The 17,617-nt window shown below is 55.6% G+C and carries 13 protein-coding genes, 6 tRNA genes and 3 rRNA genes; 20 read left to right on the top strand and 2 right to left on the bottom strand.

Annotated features, from left to right (window positions below):
* Positions 1-122: 122 nt before the first annotated feature.
* A complete protein-coding gene (gene erpA / locus AC3IYG_RS20075; RefSeq protein WP_489311235.1) occupies positions 123-473 on the top strand; it encodes an iron-sulfur cluster insertion protein ErpA in 351 nt (116 codons plus the stop codon).
* 72 nt (positions 474-545) lie between these two features.
* Here the strand turns inward: erpA and AC3IYG_RS20070 are convergent, their stop codons facing one another.
* Positions 546-1,637, bottom strand: a complete 1,092-nt coding sequence (locus AC3IYG_RS20070) for an anhydro-N-acetylmuramic acid kinase (RefSeq protein ID WP_489311234.1) — start codon at positions 1,635-1,637, stop codon at positions 546-548.
* A gap of 3 nt (positions 1,638-1,640) precedes the next feature.
* Entirely contained in the window at positions 1,641-3,083 is a 1,443-nt protein-coding gene (locus AC3IYG_RS20065) for a peptidoglycan DD-metalloendopeptidase family protein (protein WP_489311233.1), read from the bottom strand.
* Positions 3,084-3,297: 214 nt separating this feature from the next.
* Here AC3IYG_RS20065 and tyrS point away from each other — a divergent pair, with 214 nt between their 5' ends.
* The 19 genes from tyrS to rplJ all read left to right on the top strand — a co-directional run bounded on the left by tyrS (position 3,298) and on the right by rplJ (position 17,609).
* On the top strand, positions 3,298-4,497 hold the full coding sequence (gene tyrS, locus AC3IYG_RS20060; RefSeq protein ID WP_489311232.1) for a tyrosine--tRNA ligase: 1,200 nt from the start codon (positions 3,298-3,300) through the stop codon (positions 4,495-4,497).
* 579 nt (positions 4,498-5,076) lie between these two features.
* A 16S ribosomal RNA gene (locus AC3IYG_RS20055) occupies positions 5,077-6,615 on the top strand.
* A 128-nt stretch (positions 6,616-6,743) separates the two neighbouring features.
* A tRNA-Ile gene (locus AC3IYG_RS20050) sits at positions 6,744-6,820 on the top strand.
* 23 nt (positions 6,821-6,843) lie between these two features.
* A tRNA-Ala gene (locus AC3IYG_RS20045) sits at positions 6,844-6,919 on the top strand.
* 239 nt (positions 6,920-7,158) lie between these two features.
* A 23S ribosomal RNA gene (locus tag AC3IYG_RS20040) occupies positions 7,159-10,048 on the top strand.
* Positions 10,049-10,181: 133 nt separating this feature from the next.
* A 5S ribosomal RNA gene (gene rrf, locus AC3IYG_RS20035) occupies positions 10,182-10,297 on the top strand.
* The 16S, 23S and 5S rRNA genes sit together here with 2 tRNA genes alongside, the layout of an rRNA operon.
* A 178-nt stretch (positions 10,298-10,475) precedes the next feature.
* Positions 10,476-11,438, top strand: coding sequence for a bifunctional biotin--[acetyl-CoA-carboxylase] ligase/biotin operon repressor BirA (gene birA, locus AC3IYG_RS20030; protein WP_489311231.1), 963 nt, complete (start codon positions 10,476-10,478; stop codon positions 11,436-11,438).
* Positions 11,428-12,177: a pantothenate kinase gene (locus AC3IYG_RS20025; RefSeq protein WP_489311230.1), complete on the top strand. Its 750-nt coding sequence runs from the start codon at positions 11,428-11,430 to the stop codon at positions 12,175-12,177. The genes birA and AC3IYG_RS20025 overlap by 11 nt, the downstream gene beginning before the upstream one ends.
* Before the next feature lie 7 nt (positions 12,178-12,184).
* The gene (locus AC3IYG_RS20020; RefSeq protein WP_489311229.1) at positions 12,185-12,865 is read left to right on the top strand and encodes an SPOR domain-containing protein; all 681 of its coding nucleotides are present in this window, start codon (positions 12,185-12,187) and stop codon (positions 12,863-12,865) included.
* A gap of 141 nt (positions 12,866-13,006) precedes the next feature.
* A tRNA-Tyr gene (locus AC3IYG_RS20015) sits at positions 13,007-13,090 on the top strand.
* A 25-nt stretch (positions 13,091-13,115) separates the two neighbouring features.
* A tRNA-Gly gene (locus AC3IYG_RS20010) sits at positions 13,116-13,189 on the top strand.
* Positions 13,190-13,214: 25 nt separating this feature from the next.
* A tRNA-Thr gene (locus AC3IYG_RS20005) sits at positions 13,215-13,290 on the top strand.
* A gap of 83 nt (positions 13,291-13,373) precedes the next feature.
* On the top strand, positions 13,374-14,567 hold the full coding sequence (gene tuf, locus AC3IYG_RS20000) for an elongation factor Tu (protein WP_489311221.1): 1,194 nt from the start codon (positions 13,374-13,376) through the stop codon (positions 14,565-14,567).
* A 52-nt stretch (positions 14,568-14,619) separates the two neighbouring features.
* A tRNA-Trp gene (locus AC3IYG_RS19995) sits at positions 14,620-14,695 on the top strand.
* A gap of 49 nt (positions 14,696-14,744) precedes the next feature.
* On the top strand, positions 14,745-15,113 hold the full coding sequence (gene secE, locus AC3IYG_RS19990) for a preprotein translocase subunit SecE (protein ID WP_489311228.1): 369 nt from the start codon (positions 14,745-14,747) through the stop codon (positions 15,111-15,113).
* Positions 15,114-15,122: 9 nt separating this feature from the next.
* Complete coding sequence (gene nusG, locus AC3IYG_RS19985) at positions 15,123-15,656, top strand: transcription termination/antitermination protein NusG (protein ID WP_489311227.1); 534 nt, start codon at positions 15,123-15,125, stop codon at positions 15,654-15,656.
* A 116-nt stretch (positions 15,657-15,772) separates the two neighbouring features.
* Positions 15,773-16,204 carry a 50S ribosomal protein L11 gene (gene rplK / locus AC3IYG_RS19980; protein ID WP_119952563.1) on the top strand — a complete coding sequence of 144 codons (432 nt, stop codon included), beginning with the start codon at positions 15,773-15,775 and terminating at the stop codon, positions 16,202-16,204.
* The gene (gene rplA / locus AC3IYG_RS19975) at positions 16,204-16,899 is read left to right on the top strand and encodes a 50S ribosomal protein L1 (protein WP_489311226.1); all 696 of its coding nucleotides are present in this window, start codon (positions 16,204-16,206) and stop codon (positions 16,897-16,899) included. The genes rplK and rplA overlap by 1 nt, the downstream gene beginning before the upstream one ends.
* A gap of 209 nt (positions 16,900-17,108) precedes the next feature.
* Positions 17,109-17,609 carry a 50S ribosomal protein L10 gene (gene rplJ / locus AC3IYG_RS19970; RefSeq protein ID WP_137888643.1) on the top strand — a complete coding sequence of 167 codons (501 nt, stop codon included), beginning with the start codon at positions 17,109-17,111 and terminating at the stop codon, positions 17,607-17,609.
* The last annotated feature ends 8 nt before the right edge of the window (positions 17,610-17,617 follow it).

The following is a 17,617-nucleotide window of genomic DNA, read 5'->3' as shown; positions in this document are numbered from 1 at the left end:
CAAGGTGGCGGGGTTGTCGGTTTGCTTGGAAACTGCGCAATAGTTGACCGTTTTCCTGGGGGAAGCGGATAATGCGGCGTCCCAACGTATTTGTGACGGCTTAAAGCCGGGAGATAGGCAGCATGAGCGTCGAAACCTTCACACCCACACCCTTGCAGTTCACGCAGGGTGCGGCGAGCAAGGTCAAGAACCTGGTCGATGAAGAAGGCAATCCACGCCTGAAATTGCGTGTGTTCGTCACGGGTGGCGGTTGCTCGGGTTTCCAGTACGGCTTCACCTTCGATGAAGAAGTGGCCGATGATGACACCATCGTCGAGCGCGAAGGCGTGAGCCTGGTGGTCGATCCGATGAGCTTCCAGTACCTGGCGGGCGCGGAAGTGGATTACCAGGAAGGTCTGGAAGGTTCGCGTTTCGTGATCAAGAATCCGAATGCGACCACCACCTGCGGTTGTGGCTCGTCCTTCTCGATTTAAACGCGTGCTGTATCGAAAACGCCGCGCCTTGTGCGCGGCGTTTTCGATACAGCACTGTGGAGAACGGCTCCGTCAGGCCGGATAAATCGCGCCCAGCACACGCAGCCCGCTCGCACCGGTAACGCTTGGGCGGTTGGCTGGGATGCTTTCCAGGCAGCAATGGGCGAGCCAGGCGAATGCCATGGCCTCGACCCAGTCCGGCGGTACGCCGTAGTCGGCGCTGCTGCTCACCGCGCAGGTTGGCAGCAGGTTGGCCAGGCGCGCCATCAGTGCGCTGTTATGGGCGCCACCGCCACATACCAGCAGCTGCTCGGTGCCGTGCTGCGCGGCTTTCAGCGCCTCGGTGATGCTCAGTGCGGTCATTTCCAGCAGCGTGGCTTGTACATCCTCGAGCGCGACGGCTGGCAGGTTCGCCAGGTGCAGGTCCAGCCAGCTCAGGTTGAACAGCTCGCGGCCGGTACTTTTCGGCCCTTGGGTCTGGAAGAACGGATCGCTGAGCAATGCCTGCAGCAGTACCTGCGCGATTTGGCCGCTGGCAGCCCAGGCGCCGTCGCGGTCGAAGCTATGGCCCAGCTGGCGCTGAATCCAGGCATCGAGCAGCACATTGCCGGGGCCGCAGTCGAAGCCGCGTACCGGCTGATCGGGTTCGAGCAGGCTGAGATTGCTGAAGCCACCGATATTGAGAACCGCTCGCCGGCTGCGGCCGTCATCGAACAATGCTTGATGGAAGGCCGGCACCAGCGGTGCGCCTTGACCGCCGGCCGCCACGTCGCGGCGGCGGAAGTCGCTGACCACGCAGATGCCCGTGAGCTCGGCGAGCAGTGCCGGGTTACCGATCTGGATGCTGAAGCCACGTGCCGGCTCATGGCGCACGGTCTGACCGTGACTGCCTATGGCGCGGATATCGCCGGGCTGCAGGCTGGCCTGCTCGAGTAGGGTCTTGATGCCTTGCGCAGCAAGGTGAACCCAGTGCTGCTCGGCGATGGCGGCACGCGCCAGTTCGTCCGGGCCCGATGCGCACAAGGCGAGCAGCTCGGCGCGCAGGTCGGTGGGCATCGGCAGGTAATGGGTTGCGAGCAGGGTGGGCTGTTCGTTCTGCTCGATCAGGGCGATGTCCAGGCCGTCCAGGCTGGTGCCGGACATTACCCCTAAATAGCGCGGCATCACTTAGCGTTTGTTGAGCGCTAGCATGGTGGCTTTTTCCTGGTCCATGCGCGCCATCATCGGTTTGCTCATTTGCAGGAAACGCTGTTTTTCACTGCGCGAGATCGGGTCGGCCATGGCTGTTTTCTGGCTCAGCGGGTCGACGTGCACGCCTTTGACCTGGAACTCATAGTGCAGATGCGGTCCGGTGGAAAGGCCGGTGGTACCGATGTAGCCGATAACCTGGCCTTGCTTGACGTTCACTCCGGTACGCACGCCTTTGGCAAAACCCTGCATGTGTCCATACAGGGTGCGATAGCTATTGCCGTGCTGGATGATCACCGCATTGCCGTAGCCGCCACGGCGACCGGCAAGCAGTACCTTGCCATCACCGGCAGCTTTGATTGGCGTACCGCGCGGCGCGGCGTAGTCGACGCCTTTGTGCGCGCGAATCTTGTTCAGAATGGGGTGGCGCCGGCCCATGGAGAAGCGCGAGCTGATGCGGGCGAAATCCACGGGTGTGCGGATAAAGGCCTTGCGCATGCTGTTGCCGTCGGCGGTGTAATAGCTGGTTGAGCCTTGTTTGTTGGTGTAACGCACGGCAGTGAAGGGTTTGCCGCGGTTGGTGAAGCGTGCGGCGATAATATTGCCGGTGCCGACCTGCTTGCCATTGACGACCTTCTCTTCGTAGATCACCTCGAACTCGTCGCCTGCGCGAATGTCTTGGGCGAAGTCGATGTCGTAGCCAAAGACGTTGGCCAGATCCATGGTCAGGTTATGCGACATGCCGGCGCGTTTGGCCGACAGAAACAGCGAGCTGTCGATCACGCCGTGGGCGTAGGCATTGCGCAGTGTCGGCTTGGTCAGGTCGCGCTTGAAGGCAAACCCCGTATCCGTCTTCGCCAGGCTGATGCTTTCCAGGTCGCTCACCTTGCTCTGCAGGCTTTCCAGCGTGCCCTCAGGTGTAAGCTTGACCTCCAGAGTCTGGCCAACCTTGAGCCGACCAAATTGCTTGGCATCCTTGCTGCTGTTGAGTACGTCATGCAGGTCGGTGGCGGACAAGCCGGCCTTGGCGAACAGCGTGGACAAGGTGTCGCCATTGGCAACGGTCATTGTCTTGTGGCTTGGGTCGGCTGGCGGGGTATTGGTAACGCTAAGGGCTGTTGCTTTGTCGTCCTTGTCAGCGTCTTTTGCTGCGCTGTTCTGGTTGTCGCTGGAGCTGTCGATCGCCGCAAATGGCGATGAGCCCTGCTCTGCGCGAGTGGTCTGCGATCGGAGATCGTCTTTTTCTTGCAGAAGCTGCTCGGAGCCGCCGTCGAGCTCCAGGCTGAGGTGGGTCTTCTTTGCTTCTACTTCGCGTGATGGGAATACCAATAAGGCCAAGCTGAGCAGCGCCGCGATCCCGCTTGCCGCCAGTAGGTGGCTTTTGGGATACGGCGGCGGTGCTTTCGGAATTGTCTGGGTCATAGGGTGATTTTGACTTTGAAAAAATATGAATAGAAGAGATGAAGAAAATGATGAATATGGACTAACTGTATAAAATATAACCAAAAGCCGTATGAGGCAAGCTTGGCTGCCAGGCATTCGTCTGGAGGGCGGGTGTGGCGGGGCAAAACTTGTAATTAGTGCGTGATCTTGTATGGTTGGTTCCCTTCGAATTTTAGGTGGTAATGGGGCTGTTATGAAGTCGGTTGAAGAGCAGCTGGCGCTGATCAAGCGCGGCGCGGAAGAGGTTTTGGTCGAGGCTGAACTGGTCGAAAAACTAAAGCGCGGCCAGCCGCTTCGCATTAAGGCTGGTTTCGATCCGACCGCTCCGGATCTGCACCTGGGGCATACCGTGCTTATTAATAAGCTGCGGCAGTTCCAGGAGCTTGGTCATCAGGTTATTTTCCTGATTGGCGACTTCACCGGCTTGATTGGTGATCCGAGTGGGAAAAGCGCTACCCGGCCACCGTTGAGCCGTGAACAGGTGTTGGCCAACGCCGAAACTTACAAGGCGCAGGTCTTCAAGATTCTTGATCCGGCCAAGACCGAGGTGGCGTTCAACTCCACCTGGATGGATCAACTGACGCCAGCGGACTTCATTCGCCTGGCCTCGCAGTACACCGTGGCGCGCATGCTCGAGCGTGACGACTTCAGTAAGCGCTACTCGGCCAATCAGTCGATCGCCATCCATGAGTTCCTTTACCCGTTGGTGCAAGGGTATGACTCGGTGGCGTTGCGTGCGGATGTCGAGCTCGGCGGCACCGATCAGAAGTTCAACCTGCTGATGGGGCGCGAACTGCAGCGCTCTTATGGTCAGGAGGCCCAGGTCATTCTCACCATGCCGCTGCTCGAAGGCTTGGATGGTGTGAAGAAGATGTCCAAGTCGCTGGGTAACTATGTAGGTATCCAGGAAGCTCCGGGCGTCATGTACAACAAGCTGGTCTCCATTCCGGATGCCTTGATGTGGCGTTACTTCGAGCTGCTCAGTTTTCGCTCCATGGTGGAAATTGAGGCGTTCAAGGCGGATGTCGAGCGTGGCGCCAATCCGCGGGATATCAAGATCAAGCTGGCTGAAGAGATCGTCGCGCGCTTTCATGGCGAAGAGGCTGCGGCCGGCGCGCATCGTTCGGCGGGTAACCGCATGAAAGAGGGTGAGTTGCCGGAAGATATTCCGGACGTCGAACTGATCTCGGTTGAAGACCTACCGATTGCATCTCTCCTTAATAAGGCCGGGCTGGTGAAGAACGCCGCCGGCGCGCGTGATCTGCTCAGCTCGGGTGGTGTGCGTATAGATGGCGAGGTGGTGGATCGCACCTTTATCTTTACGCTGGGTTCGGTGCATGTCTGCCAGGCCGGCAAGAAGGCTTTTGCACGGGTTACGTTAAAAGCTGAATAAAGGTTTCAATAAGCGCTTGACGGTTAATTTGCTGGGCCTATAATGCGCACCTCTTACGGCGCAAGCCTCTCGGAAAACTTCTTAGATAACAAGAAGTTAGCTTTAAAAGAGGGGTTGCAAAGCGGTGAAAACCGCGTAGAATGCGCCGGGCTGACAAGGTGGTGGTTGAGCCTTGTTGGTGGGTCTCCTGGAGGGATCGAAAGCGGTTGAACGAGGTGGTTGACAGCGGTTTGAAACGCTGTAGAATTCGCCTCCCGCTGACGAGAAGCTCCGGTTGATCGTAAGCGCAAGTGGTTGAAGTTGATCAAGAAATTTTGAAACTTCGTTGAAATAACCGCTTGACAGATTGAGAGGCTGCTGTAGAATGCGCGCCTCGGTTGAGACGAAAGACTTAACCAACTGTTCTTTAACAACTGAATCAAGCAATTCGTGTGGGTGCTTGTGAGGTAAGACTGATAGTCAACTGATTATCAGCGTCACAAGTAACTCTTCGTGAATTCAAAGAGTTTAGCTTTTTAAATAAAGCAATTTGCGATTGCTGAGCCAAGTTTAGGGTTTTCTCAAAACCCAAAGATGTTTGAACTGAAGAGTTTGATCATGGCTCAGATTGAACGCTGGCGGCAGGCCTAACACATGCAAGTCGAGCGGCAGCACGGGTACTTGTACCTGGTGGCGAGCGGCGGACGGGTGAGTAATGCCTAGGAATCTGCCTAGTAGTGGGGGATAACGTTCGGAAACGGACGCTAATACCGCATACGTCCTACGGGAGAAAGTGGGGGATCTTCGGACCTCACGCTATTAGATGAGCCTAGGTCGGATTAGCTAGTTGGTAGGGTAAAGGCCTACCAAGGCGACGATCCGTAACTGGTCTGAGAGGATGATCAGTCACACTGGAACTGAGACACGGTCCAGACTCCTACGGGAGGCAGCAGTGGGGAATATTGGACAATGGGCGAAAGCCTGATCCAGCCATGCCGCGTGTGTGAAGAAGGTCTTCGGATTGTAAAGCACTTTAAGTTGGGAGGAAGGGCAGTAAGCTAATATCTTGCTGTTTTGACGTTACCGACAGAATAAGCACCGGCTAACTCTGTGCCAGCAGCCGCGGTAATACAGAGGGTGCAAGCGTTAATCGGAATTACTGGGCGTAAAGCGCGCGTAGGTGGTTGGTTAAGTTGAATGTGAAATCCCCGGGCTCAACCTGGGAACTGCATCCAAAACTGGCCAGCTAGAGTATGGTAGAGGGTGGTGGAATTTCCTGTGTAGCGGTGAAATGCGTAGATATAGGAAGGAACACCAGTGGCGAAGGCGACCACCTGGACTGATACTGACACTGAGGTGCGAAAGCGTGGGGAGCAAACAGGATTAGATACCCTGGTAGTCCACGCCGTAAACGATGTCGACTAGCCGTTGGGAGCCTTGAGCTCTTAGTGGCGCAGCTAACGCATTAAGTCGACCGCCTGGGGAGTACGGCCGCAAGGTTAAAACTCAAATGAATTGACGGGGGCCCGCACAAGCGGTGGAGCATGTGGTTTAATTCGAAGCAACGCGAAGAACCTTACCTGGCCTTGACATGTCGAGAATTCTGCAGAGATGCGGAAGTGCCTTCGGGAACTCGAACACAGGTGCTGCATGGCTGTCGTCAGCTCGTGTCGTGAGATGTTGGGTTAAGTCCCGTAACGAGCGCAACCCTTGTCCTTAGTTACCAGCACGTTATGGTGGGCACTCTAAGGAGACTGCCGGTGACAAACCGGAGGAAGGTGGGGATGACGTCAAGTCATCATGGCCCTTACGGCCAGGGCTACACACGTGCTACAATGGTCGGTACAAAGGGTTGCCAAGCCGCGAGGTGGAGCTAATCCCATAAAACCGATCGTAGTCCGGATCGCAGTCTGCAACTCGACTGCGTGAAGTCGGAATCGCTAGTAATCGTGAATCAGAATGTCACGGTGAATACGTTCCCGGGCCTTGTACACACCGCCCGTCACACCATGGGAGTGGGTTGCACCAGAAGTAGCTAGTCTAACCGCAAGGGGGACGGTTACCACGGTGTGATTCATGACTGGGGTGAAGTCGTAACAAGGTAGCCGTAGGGGAACCTGCGGCTGGATCACCTCCTTAATCGACGACATCAGCTTCCTTATAAGCTCCCACACGAATTGCTTGATTCATTGCGAAAGACGATTGGGTCGTCCCTGCTGGAAGGGGAGGATCAGGTAAGAGTTGTCAGCCTAGTAGCCCGAACAATTGGGTCTGTAGCTCAGTTGGTTAGAGCGCACCCCTGATAAGGGTGAGGTCGGCAGTTCGAATCTGCCCAGACCCACCAATTGTTGTGGAAAAGCCTCAGTAGGGGCCATAGCTCAGCTGGGAGAGCGCCTGCCTTGCACGCAGGAGGTCAACGGTTCGATCCCGTTTGGCTCCACCACGACGACTTGCTTGAGAGAGTTCAGAATTGAGTATTCGCCGCGAGGTTGGAATATTGAATTCTGGTCTTTGACTAGAAAGTATTAATCGTTCTTTAAAAATTTGGGTATGTGATAGAAAGAATAGACTGGTCACCCTTTTCACTGGGGTGTGATCAGGCTAAGGTAAAATTTGCGAGTTTATTGCGAATTTTCGGCGAATGTCGTCTTCATAGTATAACCAGATTGCTTGGGGTTATATGGTCAAGTGAAGAAGCGCATACGGTGGATGCCTTGGCAGTCAGAGGCGATGAAAGACGTGGTAGCCTGCGATAAGTTTCGGGGAGTCGGCAAACAGACATTGATCCGGAAATTTCTGAATGGGGGAACCCACCTAACATAAGTTAGGTATCTTGCGCTGAATACATAGGCGTAAGAAGCGAACCCGGGGAACTGAAACATCTAAGTACCCGGAGGAAAAGAAATCAACCGAGATTCCCTTAGTAGTGGCGAGCGAACGGGGACTAGCCCTTAAGTGGCTTTGAGATTAGCGGAACGCTCTGGAAAGTGCGGCCATAGTGGGTGATAGCCCTGTACGCGAAAATCTCTTAGTCATGAAATCGAGTAGGACGGAGCACGAGAAACTTTGTCTGAATATGGGGGGACCATCCTCCAAGGCTAAATACTACTGACTGACCGATAGTGAACTAGTACCGTGAGGGAAAGGCGAAAAGAACCCCGGAGAGGGGAGTGAAATAGATCCTGAAACCGTATGCGTACAAGCAGTGGGAGCCCACTTTGTTGGGTGACTGCGTACCTTTTGTATAATGGGTCAGCGACTTATTTTCAGTGGCGAGCTTAACCGAATAGGGGAGGCGTAGCGAAAGCGAGTCTTAATAGGGCGTTTAGTCGCTGGGAATAGACCCGAAACCGGGCGATCTATCCATGGGCAGGTTGAAGGTTGGGTAACACTAACTGGAGGACCGAACCGACTACCGTTGAAAAGTTAGCGGATGACCTGTGGATCGGAGTGAAAGGCTAATCAAGCTCGGAGATAGCTGGTTCTCCTCGAAAGCTATTTAGGTAGCGCCTCGTGTATCACTGTTGGGGGTAGAGCACTGTTTCGGCTAGGGGGTCATCCCGACTTACCAAACCGATGCAAACTCCGAATACCAACAAGTGCGAGCACGGGAGACACACGGCGGGTGCTAACGTCCGTCGTGAAAAGGGAAACAACCCAGACCGTCAGCTAAGGTCCCAAAGTTCTAGTTAAGTGGGAAACGATGTGGGAAGGCTTAGACAGCTAGGAGGTTGGCTTAGAAGCAGCCACCCTTTAAAGAAAGCGTAATAGCTCACTAGTCGAGTCGGCCTGCGCGGAAGATTTAACGGGGCTCAAACTAGACACCGAAGCTACGGGTATCACTTAGGTGATGCGGTAGAGGAGCGTTCTGTAAGCCTGTGAAGGTGAGTTGAGAAGCTTGCTGGAGGTATCAGAAGTGCGAATGCTGACATGAGTAACGACAATGGGTGTGAAAAACACCCACGCCGAAAGACCAAGGTTTCCTGCGCAACGTTAATCGACGCAGGGTTAGTCGGTCCCTAAGGCGAGGCTGAAAAGCGTAGTCGATGGAAAACAGGTTAATATTCCTGTACTTCTAGTTATTGCGATGGGGGGACGGAGAAGGCTAGGCCAGCTTGGCGTTGGTTGTCCAAGTTTAAGGTTGTAGGCTGACTGCTTAGGTAAATCCGGGCGGTTAAGGCTGAGAACTGATGACGAGTGCTCATTAGAGCGCGAAGTGGTTGATGCCATGCTTCCAAGAAAAGCCTCTAAGCTTCAGATAACTAGGAACCGTACCCCAAACCGACACAGGTGGTTGGGTAGAGAATACCAAGGCGCTTGAGAGAACTCGGGTGAAGGAACTAGGCAAAATGGCACCGTAACTTCGGGAGAAGGTGCGCCGGTGAGGGTGAAGGACTTGCTCCGTAAGCTCATGCCGGTCGAAGATACCAGGCCGCTGCGACTGTTTATTAAAAACACAGCACTCTGCAAACACGAAAGTGGACGTATAGGGTGTGACGCCTGCCCGGTGCCGGAAGGTTAATTGATGGGGTTAGCTAACGCGAAGCTCTTGATCGAAGCCCCGGTAAACGGCGGCCGTAACTATAACGGTCCTAAGGTAGCGAAATTCCTTGTCGGGTAAGTTCCGACCTGCACGAATGGCGTAACGATGGCGGCGCTGTCTCCACCCGAGACTCAGTGAAATTGAAATCGCTGTGAAGATGCAGTGTATCCGCGGCTAGACGGAAAGACCCCGTGAACCTTTACTATAGCTTTGCACTGGACTTTGAATTTGCTTGTGTAGGATAGGTGGGAGGCTTTGAAGCGTGGACGCCAGTCTGCGTGGAGCCAACCTTGAAATACCACCCTGGCAACTTTGAGGTTCTAACTCAGGTCCGTTATCCGGATCGAGGACAGTGTATGGTGGGTAGTTTGACTGGGGCGGTCTCCTCCTAAAGAGTAACGGAGGAGTACGAAGGTGCGCTCAGACCGGTCGGAAATCGGTCGTAGAGTATAAAGGCAAAAGCGCGCTTGACTGCGAGACAGACACGTCGAGCAGGTACGAAAGTAGGTCTTAGTGATCCGGTGGTTCTGTATGGAAGGGCCATCGCTCAACGGATAAAAGGTACTCCGGGGATAACAGGCTGATACCGCCCAAGAGTTCATATCGACGGCGGTGTTTGGCACCTCGATGTCGGCTCATCACATCCTGGGGCTGAAGCCGGTCCCAAGGGTATGGCTGTTCGCCATTTAAAGTGGTACGCGAGCTGGGTTTAGAACGTCGTGAGACAGTTCGGTCCCTATCTGCCGTGGACGTTTGAGATTTGAGAGGGGCTGCTCCTAGTACGAGAGGACCGGAGTGGACGAACCTCTGGTGTTCCGGTTGTCACGCCAGTGGCATCGCCGGGTAGCTATGTTCGGAATAGATAACCGCTGAAAGCATCTAAGCGGGAAACTAGCCTCAAGATGAGATCTCACTGGAACCTTGAGTTCCCTAAAGGGCCGTCGAAGACTACGACGTTGATAGGTGGGGTGTGTAAGCGCTGTGAGGCGTTGAGCTAACCCATACTAATTGCCCGTGAGGCTTGACCATATAACACCCAAGCAATTTGCTTAGGCAAATTGATGAGTGTGAAGACGATACCGAAAGTTCGTCGAACTCGCGAAATACGATCTATCACAGACCCAATTTGGAGTAGCGCGAAAGCGACACTCCACCCGAATTGCTTGACGACCATAGAGCGTTGGAACCACCTGATCCCATCCCGAACTCAGTAGTGAAACGACGCATCGCCGATGGTAGTGTGGGGTCTCCCCATGTGAGAGTAGGTCATCGTCAAGCTTAAATTCCAAACCCCCCATCCGCGCAAGCGGGTGGGGGGTTTGTCTTTGCGCCGGAAAAAGCCCAGGGGCTGCTGCCGTGGCAGGCGGTCGTGTCGAATGAAAACCAAGCGGGAGCTTTCTATGCAACTGAGGTGTGCGTCGATATGATGCCTGCCTCTTTGTGAGGCGATATCTGCATGCTGAGATTGTTGAGGCTTTTACAGGATGGGCGTTTCCATTCCGGCCAGGTGCTCGGGACTGCCCTAGGGATCAGCCGGAGCGCTGTGTGGAAGCAACTGCAGCAATTGGAAGTTGAGTTGAATGTGCCTATTCATAAAGTGCGCGGCCGAGGTTATCGATTGGCTAGCCCTTTGATGTTGCTCAGTGCCGAACATCTGACGGTGCCGGGCGAACCGCCGCGCTGGCCGGCAATGCTTGTCGAGTCGACTGACTCGACAAACGCCGAGGCGTTGAGGTTTCTGGAGTGCGGCACGCAAGCGCCATTCCTCGTGTTGGCCGAGCGTCAGACGGCAGGGCGTGGTCGGCGCGGCCGCAAGTGGGTAAGTCCATTTGCCGAGAATATTTATTACAGTTTGGTACTGCGCATTGAGGGTGGGGCTCGCCAGTTGGAGGGGCTCAGCCTGGTGGTCGGTCTTGCAGTGATGCAGGCTCTGCGAAGTGTGGGCGTGGCTGATGTGGGGCTGAAGTGGCCAAATGATCTTTTGGTCTCCGGTCGCAAGATCGCCGGGATTCTGTTGGAGCTGTCGGGCGATCCGGCGGATGTCTGTCACGTGGTCATAGGTATTGGGATCAATGTGAACATGCAAGCTTCCGATGAGGCGATCGATCAGCCCTGGACCTCGGTGCGGATTCAGGTCGGAGAGTTGATGGATCGCAACTTCTTGATCCGCCAGTTGAACGAGCGCTTGAGCGAGTACCTGAAAAAGCACCGCGAGCAGGGTTTTGTGGCGCTGCAAGCCGAATGGGAGGCTGCACATCTGTGGCAGGGGCGACCGGTATTTCTGACTGCTGGATCGCAGCAGATTGAAGGTGTTGTGCTCGGCATCGATCGTCAGGGGGCTTTGCGCCTGCTGGTCGATGGCGTCGAGCGGCAATACAGTGGTGGTGAGCTCAGTTTGAGGCTGCGTAATGATTCTTGAGCTTGACTGCGGTAATAGCTTTATCAAATGGCGGGTGCTGGCGGGTGCTGGCGGTGCGGCGCGGTCTGGTGGCGTCGTCGACTCCTCGGAGCAGTTGCTCTCGGCGCTGCAGCTTGTTCCCGATCTTGCGTTGCGGTATTGCCGTTTGGTCAGTGTGCGCAGTGATGATGAGACGGCGCAGCTCGTAGATCTCCTGGCTCAGCGTTTTGGTATCGCGACGTGTCGCGCGCGCTCCGCGGCCATGGCGGCAGGTGTGCGCAATGGCTACAGCGACTATGAGCGACTTGGACTCGATCGTTGGCTGGCGGTGCTGGCGGCTTATCATCTGGCGGGTCGGGCGTGCCTGGTTCTCGATTTGGGAACGGCAGTCACCTCTGATTTCGTGATGGCGGATGGCGAGCATCTGGGTGGCTTTATCTGCCCGGGCGTGCCACTTATGCGTAACCAGCTGAGAACGCATACTCGGCGCATTCGTTACGATGATGTCGCGGCCGAACAAGCCCTGCATGCACTGAGTCCTGGGCGCTCGACCGTCGAGGCGGTGGAGCGTGGATGCTCGCTGATGTTGCGTGGTTTCGTGCATACGCAGCTCGAGCTGGCAAAAAACTACTGGGGTGACGATTTCCAGGTGTTCCTGACTGGGGGTGACGCGGAGTTGGTGAAAGAGATTCTGCCTGCTGCGCGCGTGATGCCCGATCTGATTTTCATTGGCTTGGCGATTGCCTGTCCGTTGCCCTGAGGTTTCTATGCGTTGGCTGTTTCTGCTCTTGCTGGTACTCAATCTTTTCTATTACGTCTGGCACCAGCAGCAGGCTCCTTTACGTGCAAAGGAAGTGGCTCCGCTCTCGCTTTATCAGGGCTCGCGCCAGGATATTCGCCTGCTCAGTGAGTCGAGTGATGTTCAGGTCAGGCGGGAGCAGCCGGTCACGCCGGTGCCGGCAGTGTCAGAGGTTTGTCTGTTTCTGGGTGGGTTCGAGCGCGAGGACGCTGCTCGGGTCGTGGAGCAGCGCCTGCTCAGTCTGGACATCCAGTCTCAGGTAAAAGCCGTCGATGCGCCGGCGGGGCTGGACTACTGGGTGTACCTGGCGCCTCTTGCCTCCCGGCAGGCTTCATTGCGGCAACTGAAGGAATTGCAGGCGCGAAAAATCGACAGCTACATCATTACGCAGGGGGATTTGTCCAATGGCATCTCGCTGGGCATGTTTCCGCGCGAGGAGTCCGCTGAAAGCGTCATGCAACGCCTGCGTGAGGTAGGGTATGAGCCGTTGCTGCGTGAGTTGCCGCGCGCTCATCGCGATTTCTGGGTACGTATTGCGCCTGAGAGTCGGCGTCTTGCCGACGATGCGCTACTGCTGACCCTGGCGCAGGACTTCAGTGGCTTGCAGCATCAATTAATGCCGTGCGAAAGCGTTGCATCGCCTCGTTAGTTTGAATAGAATGGCGCCCGCTTTGCAGGGTTGCTTTCTGAGCAAGTCTGAAAAGTTGCTGTCGAAGAAGCTAACCTCAAGTTTTTTATGAGGAAATGCTTGACAGTAGGGTGGCATGCGAAGAGAATGCCGCCTCACTTTGGAGGGGTTCCCGAGTGGCCAAAGGGATCAGACTGTAAATCTGACACGCGAGTTTCGAAGGTTCGAATCCTTCCCCCTCCACCAAATTTAAGCGTGAGCTGCAAGCTCCGCGGGTATAGTTCAACGGTAGAACCTCAGCCTTCCAAGCTGATGGTGCGGGTTCGATTCCCGCTACCCGCTCCAGGTTTGTTGTTCGTGCAAAGTGTTCGCTCATGTAGCTCAGCTGGTAGAGCACACCCTTGGTAAGGGTGAGGTCAGCGGTTCGATTCCGCTCATGAGCTCCATTCTATGAAGGCAGATATGCAGATATCTGCCTTTGTTTTAATGGTGGCGTGACTAGCTCAATTTATCGATGGGAGACGGTCTGATGGCTAAAGAAAAGTTTGAACGGAATAAGCCGCACCTCAACGTCGGCACCATTGGTCACGTTGACCATGGTAAAACGACTCTGACTGCTGCTCTGACCAAAGTTTGCGCTGAAGCCTTCGGTGGTTCCGCGCGTGACTTCGCCCAGATCGACAACGCGCCGGAAGAAAAAGCTCGTGGTATCACGATCAACACTTCCCACGTTGAATACGATTCGGCTATCCGTCACTACGCACACGTTGACTGCCCGGGCCACGCTGACTATGTGAAAAACATGATCACTGGTGCTGCGCAGATGGACGGCGCGATCCTGGTTTGCTCGGCCGCCGATGGTCCGATGCCGCAAACCCGTGAGCACATCCTGCTGTCCCGTCAGGTAGGCGTTCCGTACATCGTGGTCTTCCTGAACAAGGCTGACATGGTGGACGACGCTGAGCTGCTGGAGCTGGTAGAGATGGAAGTGCGTGACCTGCTCAGCACTTACGACTTCCCGGGCGACGACACTCCGATCGTGATCGGTTCCGCGCTGATGGCGTTGAACGGTCAAGACGACAACGAGATGGGCGTTTCTGCCGTGCGCAAGCTGGTTGAAACCCTCGACACCTACATCCCGCAACCTGAGCGTGCAATCGACAAGCCGTTCCTGATGCCGATCGAAGACGTGTTCTCCATCTCCGGTCGCGGCACCGTGGTAACCGGTCGTGTTGAGCGTGGCATCGTCAAGATCCAGGAAGAAGTGGAAATTGTTGGTATCCGTGATACCACCAAGACCATCTGCACTGGCGTTGAGATGTTCCGCAAGCTGCTGGACGAAGGCCGTGCTGGTGAGAACGTTGGCGTACTGCTGCGTGGCACCAAGCGTGATGACGTTGAGCGTGGTCAGGTACTGGCCAAGCCGGGCACCATCAAGCCGCACACCAAGTTCGAAGGCGAAGTTTACATTCTGAGCAAAGAAGAAGGCGGCCGTCATACTCCGTTCTTCAAAGGCTACCGTCCGCAGTTCTACTTCCGTACAACTGACGTAACCGGTAACTGCGAACTGCCAGAAGGCGTTGAAATGGTAATGCCGGGCGACAACATCAAAATGGTTGTCACCCTGATTGCCCCGATCGCGATGGAAGACGGTCTGCGTTTCGCCATCCGTGAAGGCGGTCGTACCGTCGGCGCTGGTGTAGTAGCCAAAATCATCGAGTAATCGTTGATCTACCCCCTTCAGGCCGGCATAATGGTCGGCCTGATTTTGTTTTAGGTCAGTAGCTCAATTGGCAGAGCGACGGTCTCCAAAACCGTAGGTTGGGGGTTCGATTCCCTCCTGACCTGCCAGTTTTACACAGTAGTTAAAACTGGCACGTCTTTCACAGGATCCTCGTAAATGACTGTTAAGGCTGAAGCCAAAGATTCTCGCTTTGATCTGCTTAAGTGGCTTGTGGTTGCTGCTTTAGTGGTGGTTGGCGTGGTCGGCAATCAGCTCTTCTCTGGTGAGCCGATTCTGTATCGCGTACTGGCTCTGTTGGTGCTTGCGGCGGTTGCTGCATTTGTAGGGCTGCAGACCAGCAAGGGTCAAGCATTTTTCGGGCTTGCTAAAGAAGCTCGTGTTGAAATTCGAAAAGTCGTTTGGCCGACTCGCCAGGAAACCACGCAGACCACGTTGATCGTTGTGGCTGTTGTTTTGGTGATGGCGTTGGTGCTCTGGGGGCTCGATTCCCTGTTGGGCTGGCTTGTTTCCTTGATTGTTGGTTGAAGGTGTCCCGTGGCTAAGCGTTGGTATGTTGTGCATGCTTACTCGGGTTACGAGAAGCATGTCATGCGCTCCCTGGTTGAGCGCGTCAAGCTGGCCGGCATGGAAGATGGGTTCGGCGAAATTCTGGTCCCCACTGAGGAAGTGGTGGAGATGCGTAATGGCCAGAAGCGCAAAAGCGAACGCAAATTCTTTCCGGGCTATGTTCTGGTGCAGATGGACATGAACGAAGGGACTTGGCACTTGGTCAAGGATACCCCTCGCGTCATGGGCTTTATTGGCGGTACTGCTGATAAGCCTGCGCCGATCACTGATAAAGAGGCTGATGCAATTCTGCGTCGCGTCGCTGACGGTAGCGACAAGCCGAAGCCGAAAACGCTGTTCGAGCCGGGTGAGATGGTCCGTGTCGTTGACGGTCCTTTCGCTGACTTCAGTGGTGTGGTCGAAGAAGTGAATTATGAAAAAAGCCGGATTCAAGTGGCAGTGACCATTTTTGGTCGCTCGACGCCGGTTGAGTTGGAGTTCAGTCAGGTCGAGAAGGCGTAACTGACAAAGCATCCCGTACCCCGCAGTCATAGGCTGTGGGGTTTTGTCGTCACTGGGATAAACACGCAAGTAACCGGGGAGCCGCAAGGCGCTAGAACCCGTAATTGGAGTAGCTCATGGCTAAGAAGATAACGGCTTATATCAAGCTGCAAGTAAAGGCTGCACAGGCTAACCCGTCGCCACCCGTTGGCCCGGCACTGGGTCAGCACGGCGTGAACATCATGGAATTCTGCAAGGCGTTCAACGCCAAGACCCAGGGCATGGAACCTGGTCTGCCGACTCCAGTGATCATCACTGTGTACAGCGACCGCAGCTTTACTTTTGAAACCAAAAGCACCCCGGCTTCGGTTCTGCTGAAGAAGGCTGCTGGCCTGACCAGCGGTTCGGCTCGTCCGAACACCGTTAAGGTTGGCACCGTGACTCGTGCACAGCTGGAAGAGATCGCCAAGACCAAGTCTGCCGATCTGACTGCAGCTGATATGGATGCGGCCGTGCGTACTATCGCCGGCTCCGCTCGTAGCATGGGCCTCAACGTGGAGGGTGTGTAATGGCTAAGCTGACCAAGCGCCAAAAGGCTATTGCTTCCAAAGTCGAAGCTGGCAAGTTCTACAACTTCGAAGAAGCGGCTGCTCTGCTGACCGAACTGTCCACTGTCAAATTCAGCGAATCCGTTGACGTTGCCGTGAACCTCGGCGTTGATCCGCGTAAATCCGACCAGGTCGTCCGTAGCGCTACCGTGCTGCCGCACGGTACTGGTAAGACTGTTCGCGTTGCTGTGTTCACCCAAGGCCCGGCCGCTGAAGCTGCTCTGGCTGCCGGCGCCGATCGCGTGGGCATGGATGACCTGGCTGCCGAAATGAAAGGCGGCGACCTGAACTATGACGTGGTCATTGCTTCCCCGGACGCAATGCGCGTTGTCGGTCAGTTGGGTCAAATCCTCGGCCCGCGCGGCCTGATGCCTAACCCGAAAGTCGGCACCGTGACTCCTGACGTGGCTACCGCGGTGAAAAATGCGAAGGCCGGTCAGGTTCGTTATCGCACCGACAAGAACGGCATCATCCACACCTCCGTTGGCAAGGTCGGCTTCGACGCCGTCAAGCTGAAGGAAAACGTGGAAGCCCTGATCGCCGATCTGAAGCGCATCAAGCCGGCTTCGTCGAAAGGCATCTACGTCAAGCGCGTGACCCTGAGCACCACCATGGGTCCAGGCCTGGTCATCGACCAAGGCTCGCTCGACGCTTAAGCCGTTGTGAATGAACAGGGTTGGCGGGAGCGATCTCGCCAGCTTGCAAAATTGGGGTCCCTGCCTGGCGGGGGCTATCCAAGACCGTAGGCGACGCAAGTCTTAAACCTTAAGCCTACGCAGATGGTGCTCCCGATTCCTTACCGAATCAGACACCAAACGACATCCGGCCTCGGTTGGATGAAACGGTAACAAGCAGGAGTTAACCCGTGGCAATTAAACTCGAAGACAAGAAGGCCATCGTCGCTGAAGTCAACGAGGCTGCCAAAGCCGCTCTGTCCGCTGTCGTGGCTGATGCCCGTGGTGTGACAGTAAGCGCAATGACCGGACTCCGTAAAGAGGCCCGCGAAGCTGGCGTATACGTGCGTGTTGTACGTAATACCCTGCTGCGCCGCGCTGTTGAAGGCACTCAATATGACGTGCTCAACGACGTGTTCAAAGGCCCGACCCTGATTGCGTTCTCCACTGAACACGCGGGCGCTGCTGCCCGACTGTTCAAGGAATTCGCCAAGGGTCAGGACAAGTTCGAGATCAAGGCAGCTGCGTTCGAGGGCAAGTTCCTCGCAGCTAATCAGATCGACGTACTGGCAACTCTGCCGACCTACGACGAAGCCATTTCTCAGCTGATGAGCGTGATTCAAGGCGCTACCAGCAAGTTGGCTCGTACTCTGGCGGCCGTTCGCGACCAGAAAGAAGCTGCCGCCGCTTAAGGCCAAGC

The sequence above is a fragment of the Pseudomonas sp. KH_027 genome (genome assembly GCF_057838565.1).
This window is presented reverse-complemented; position numbering and strand designations above follow the sequence as displayed.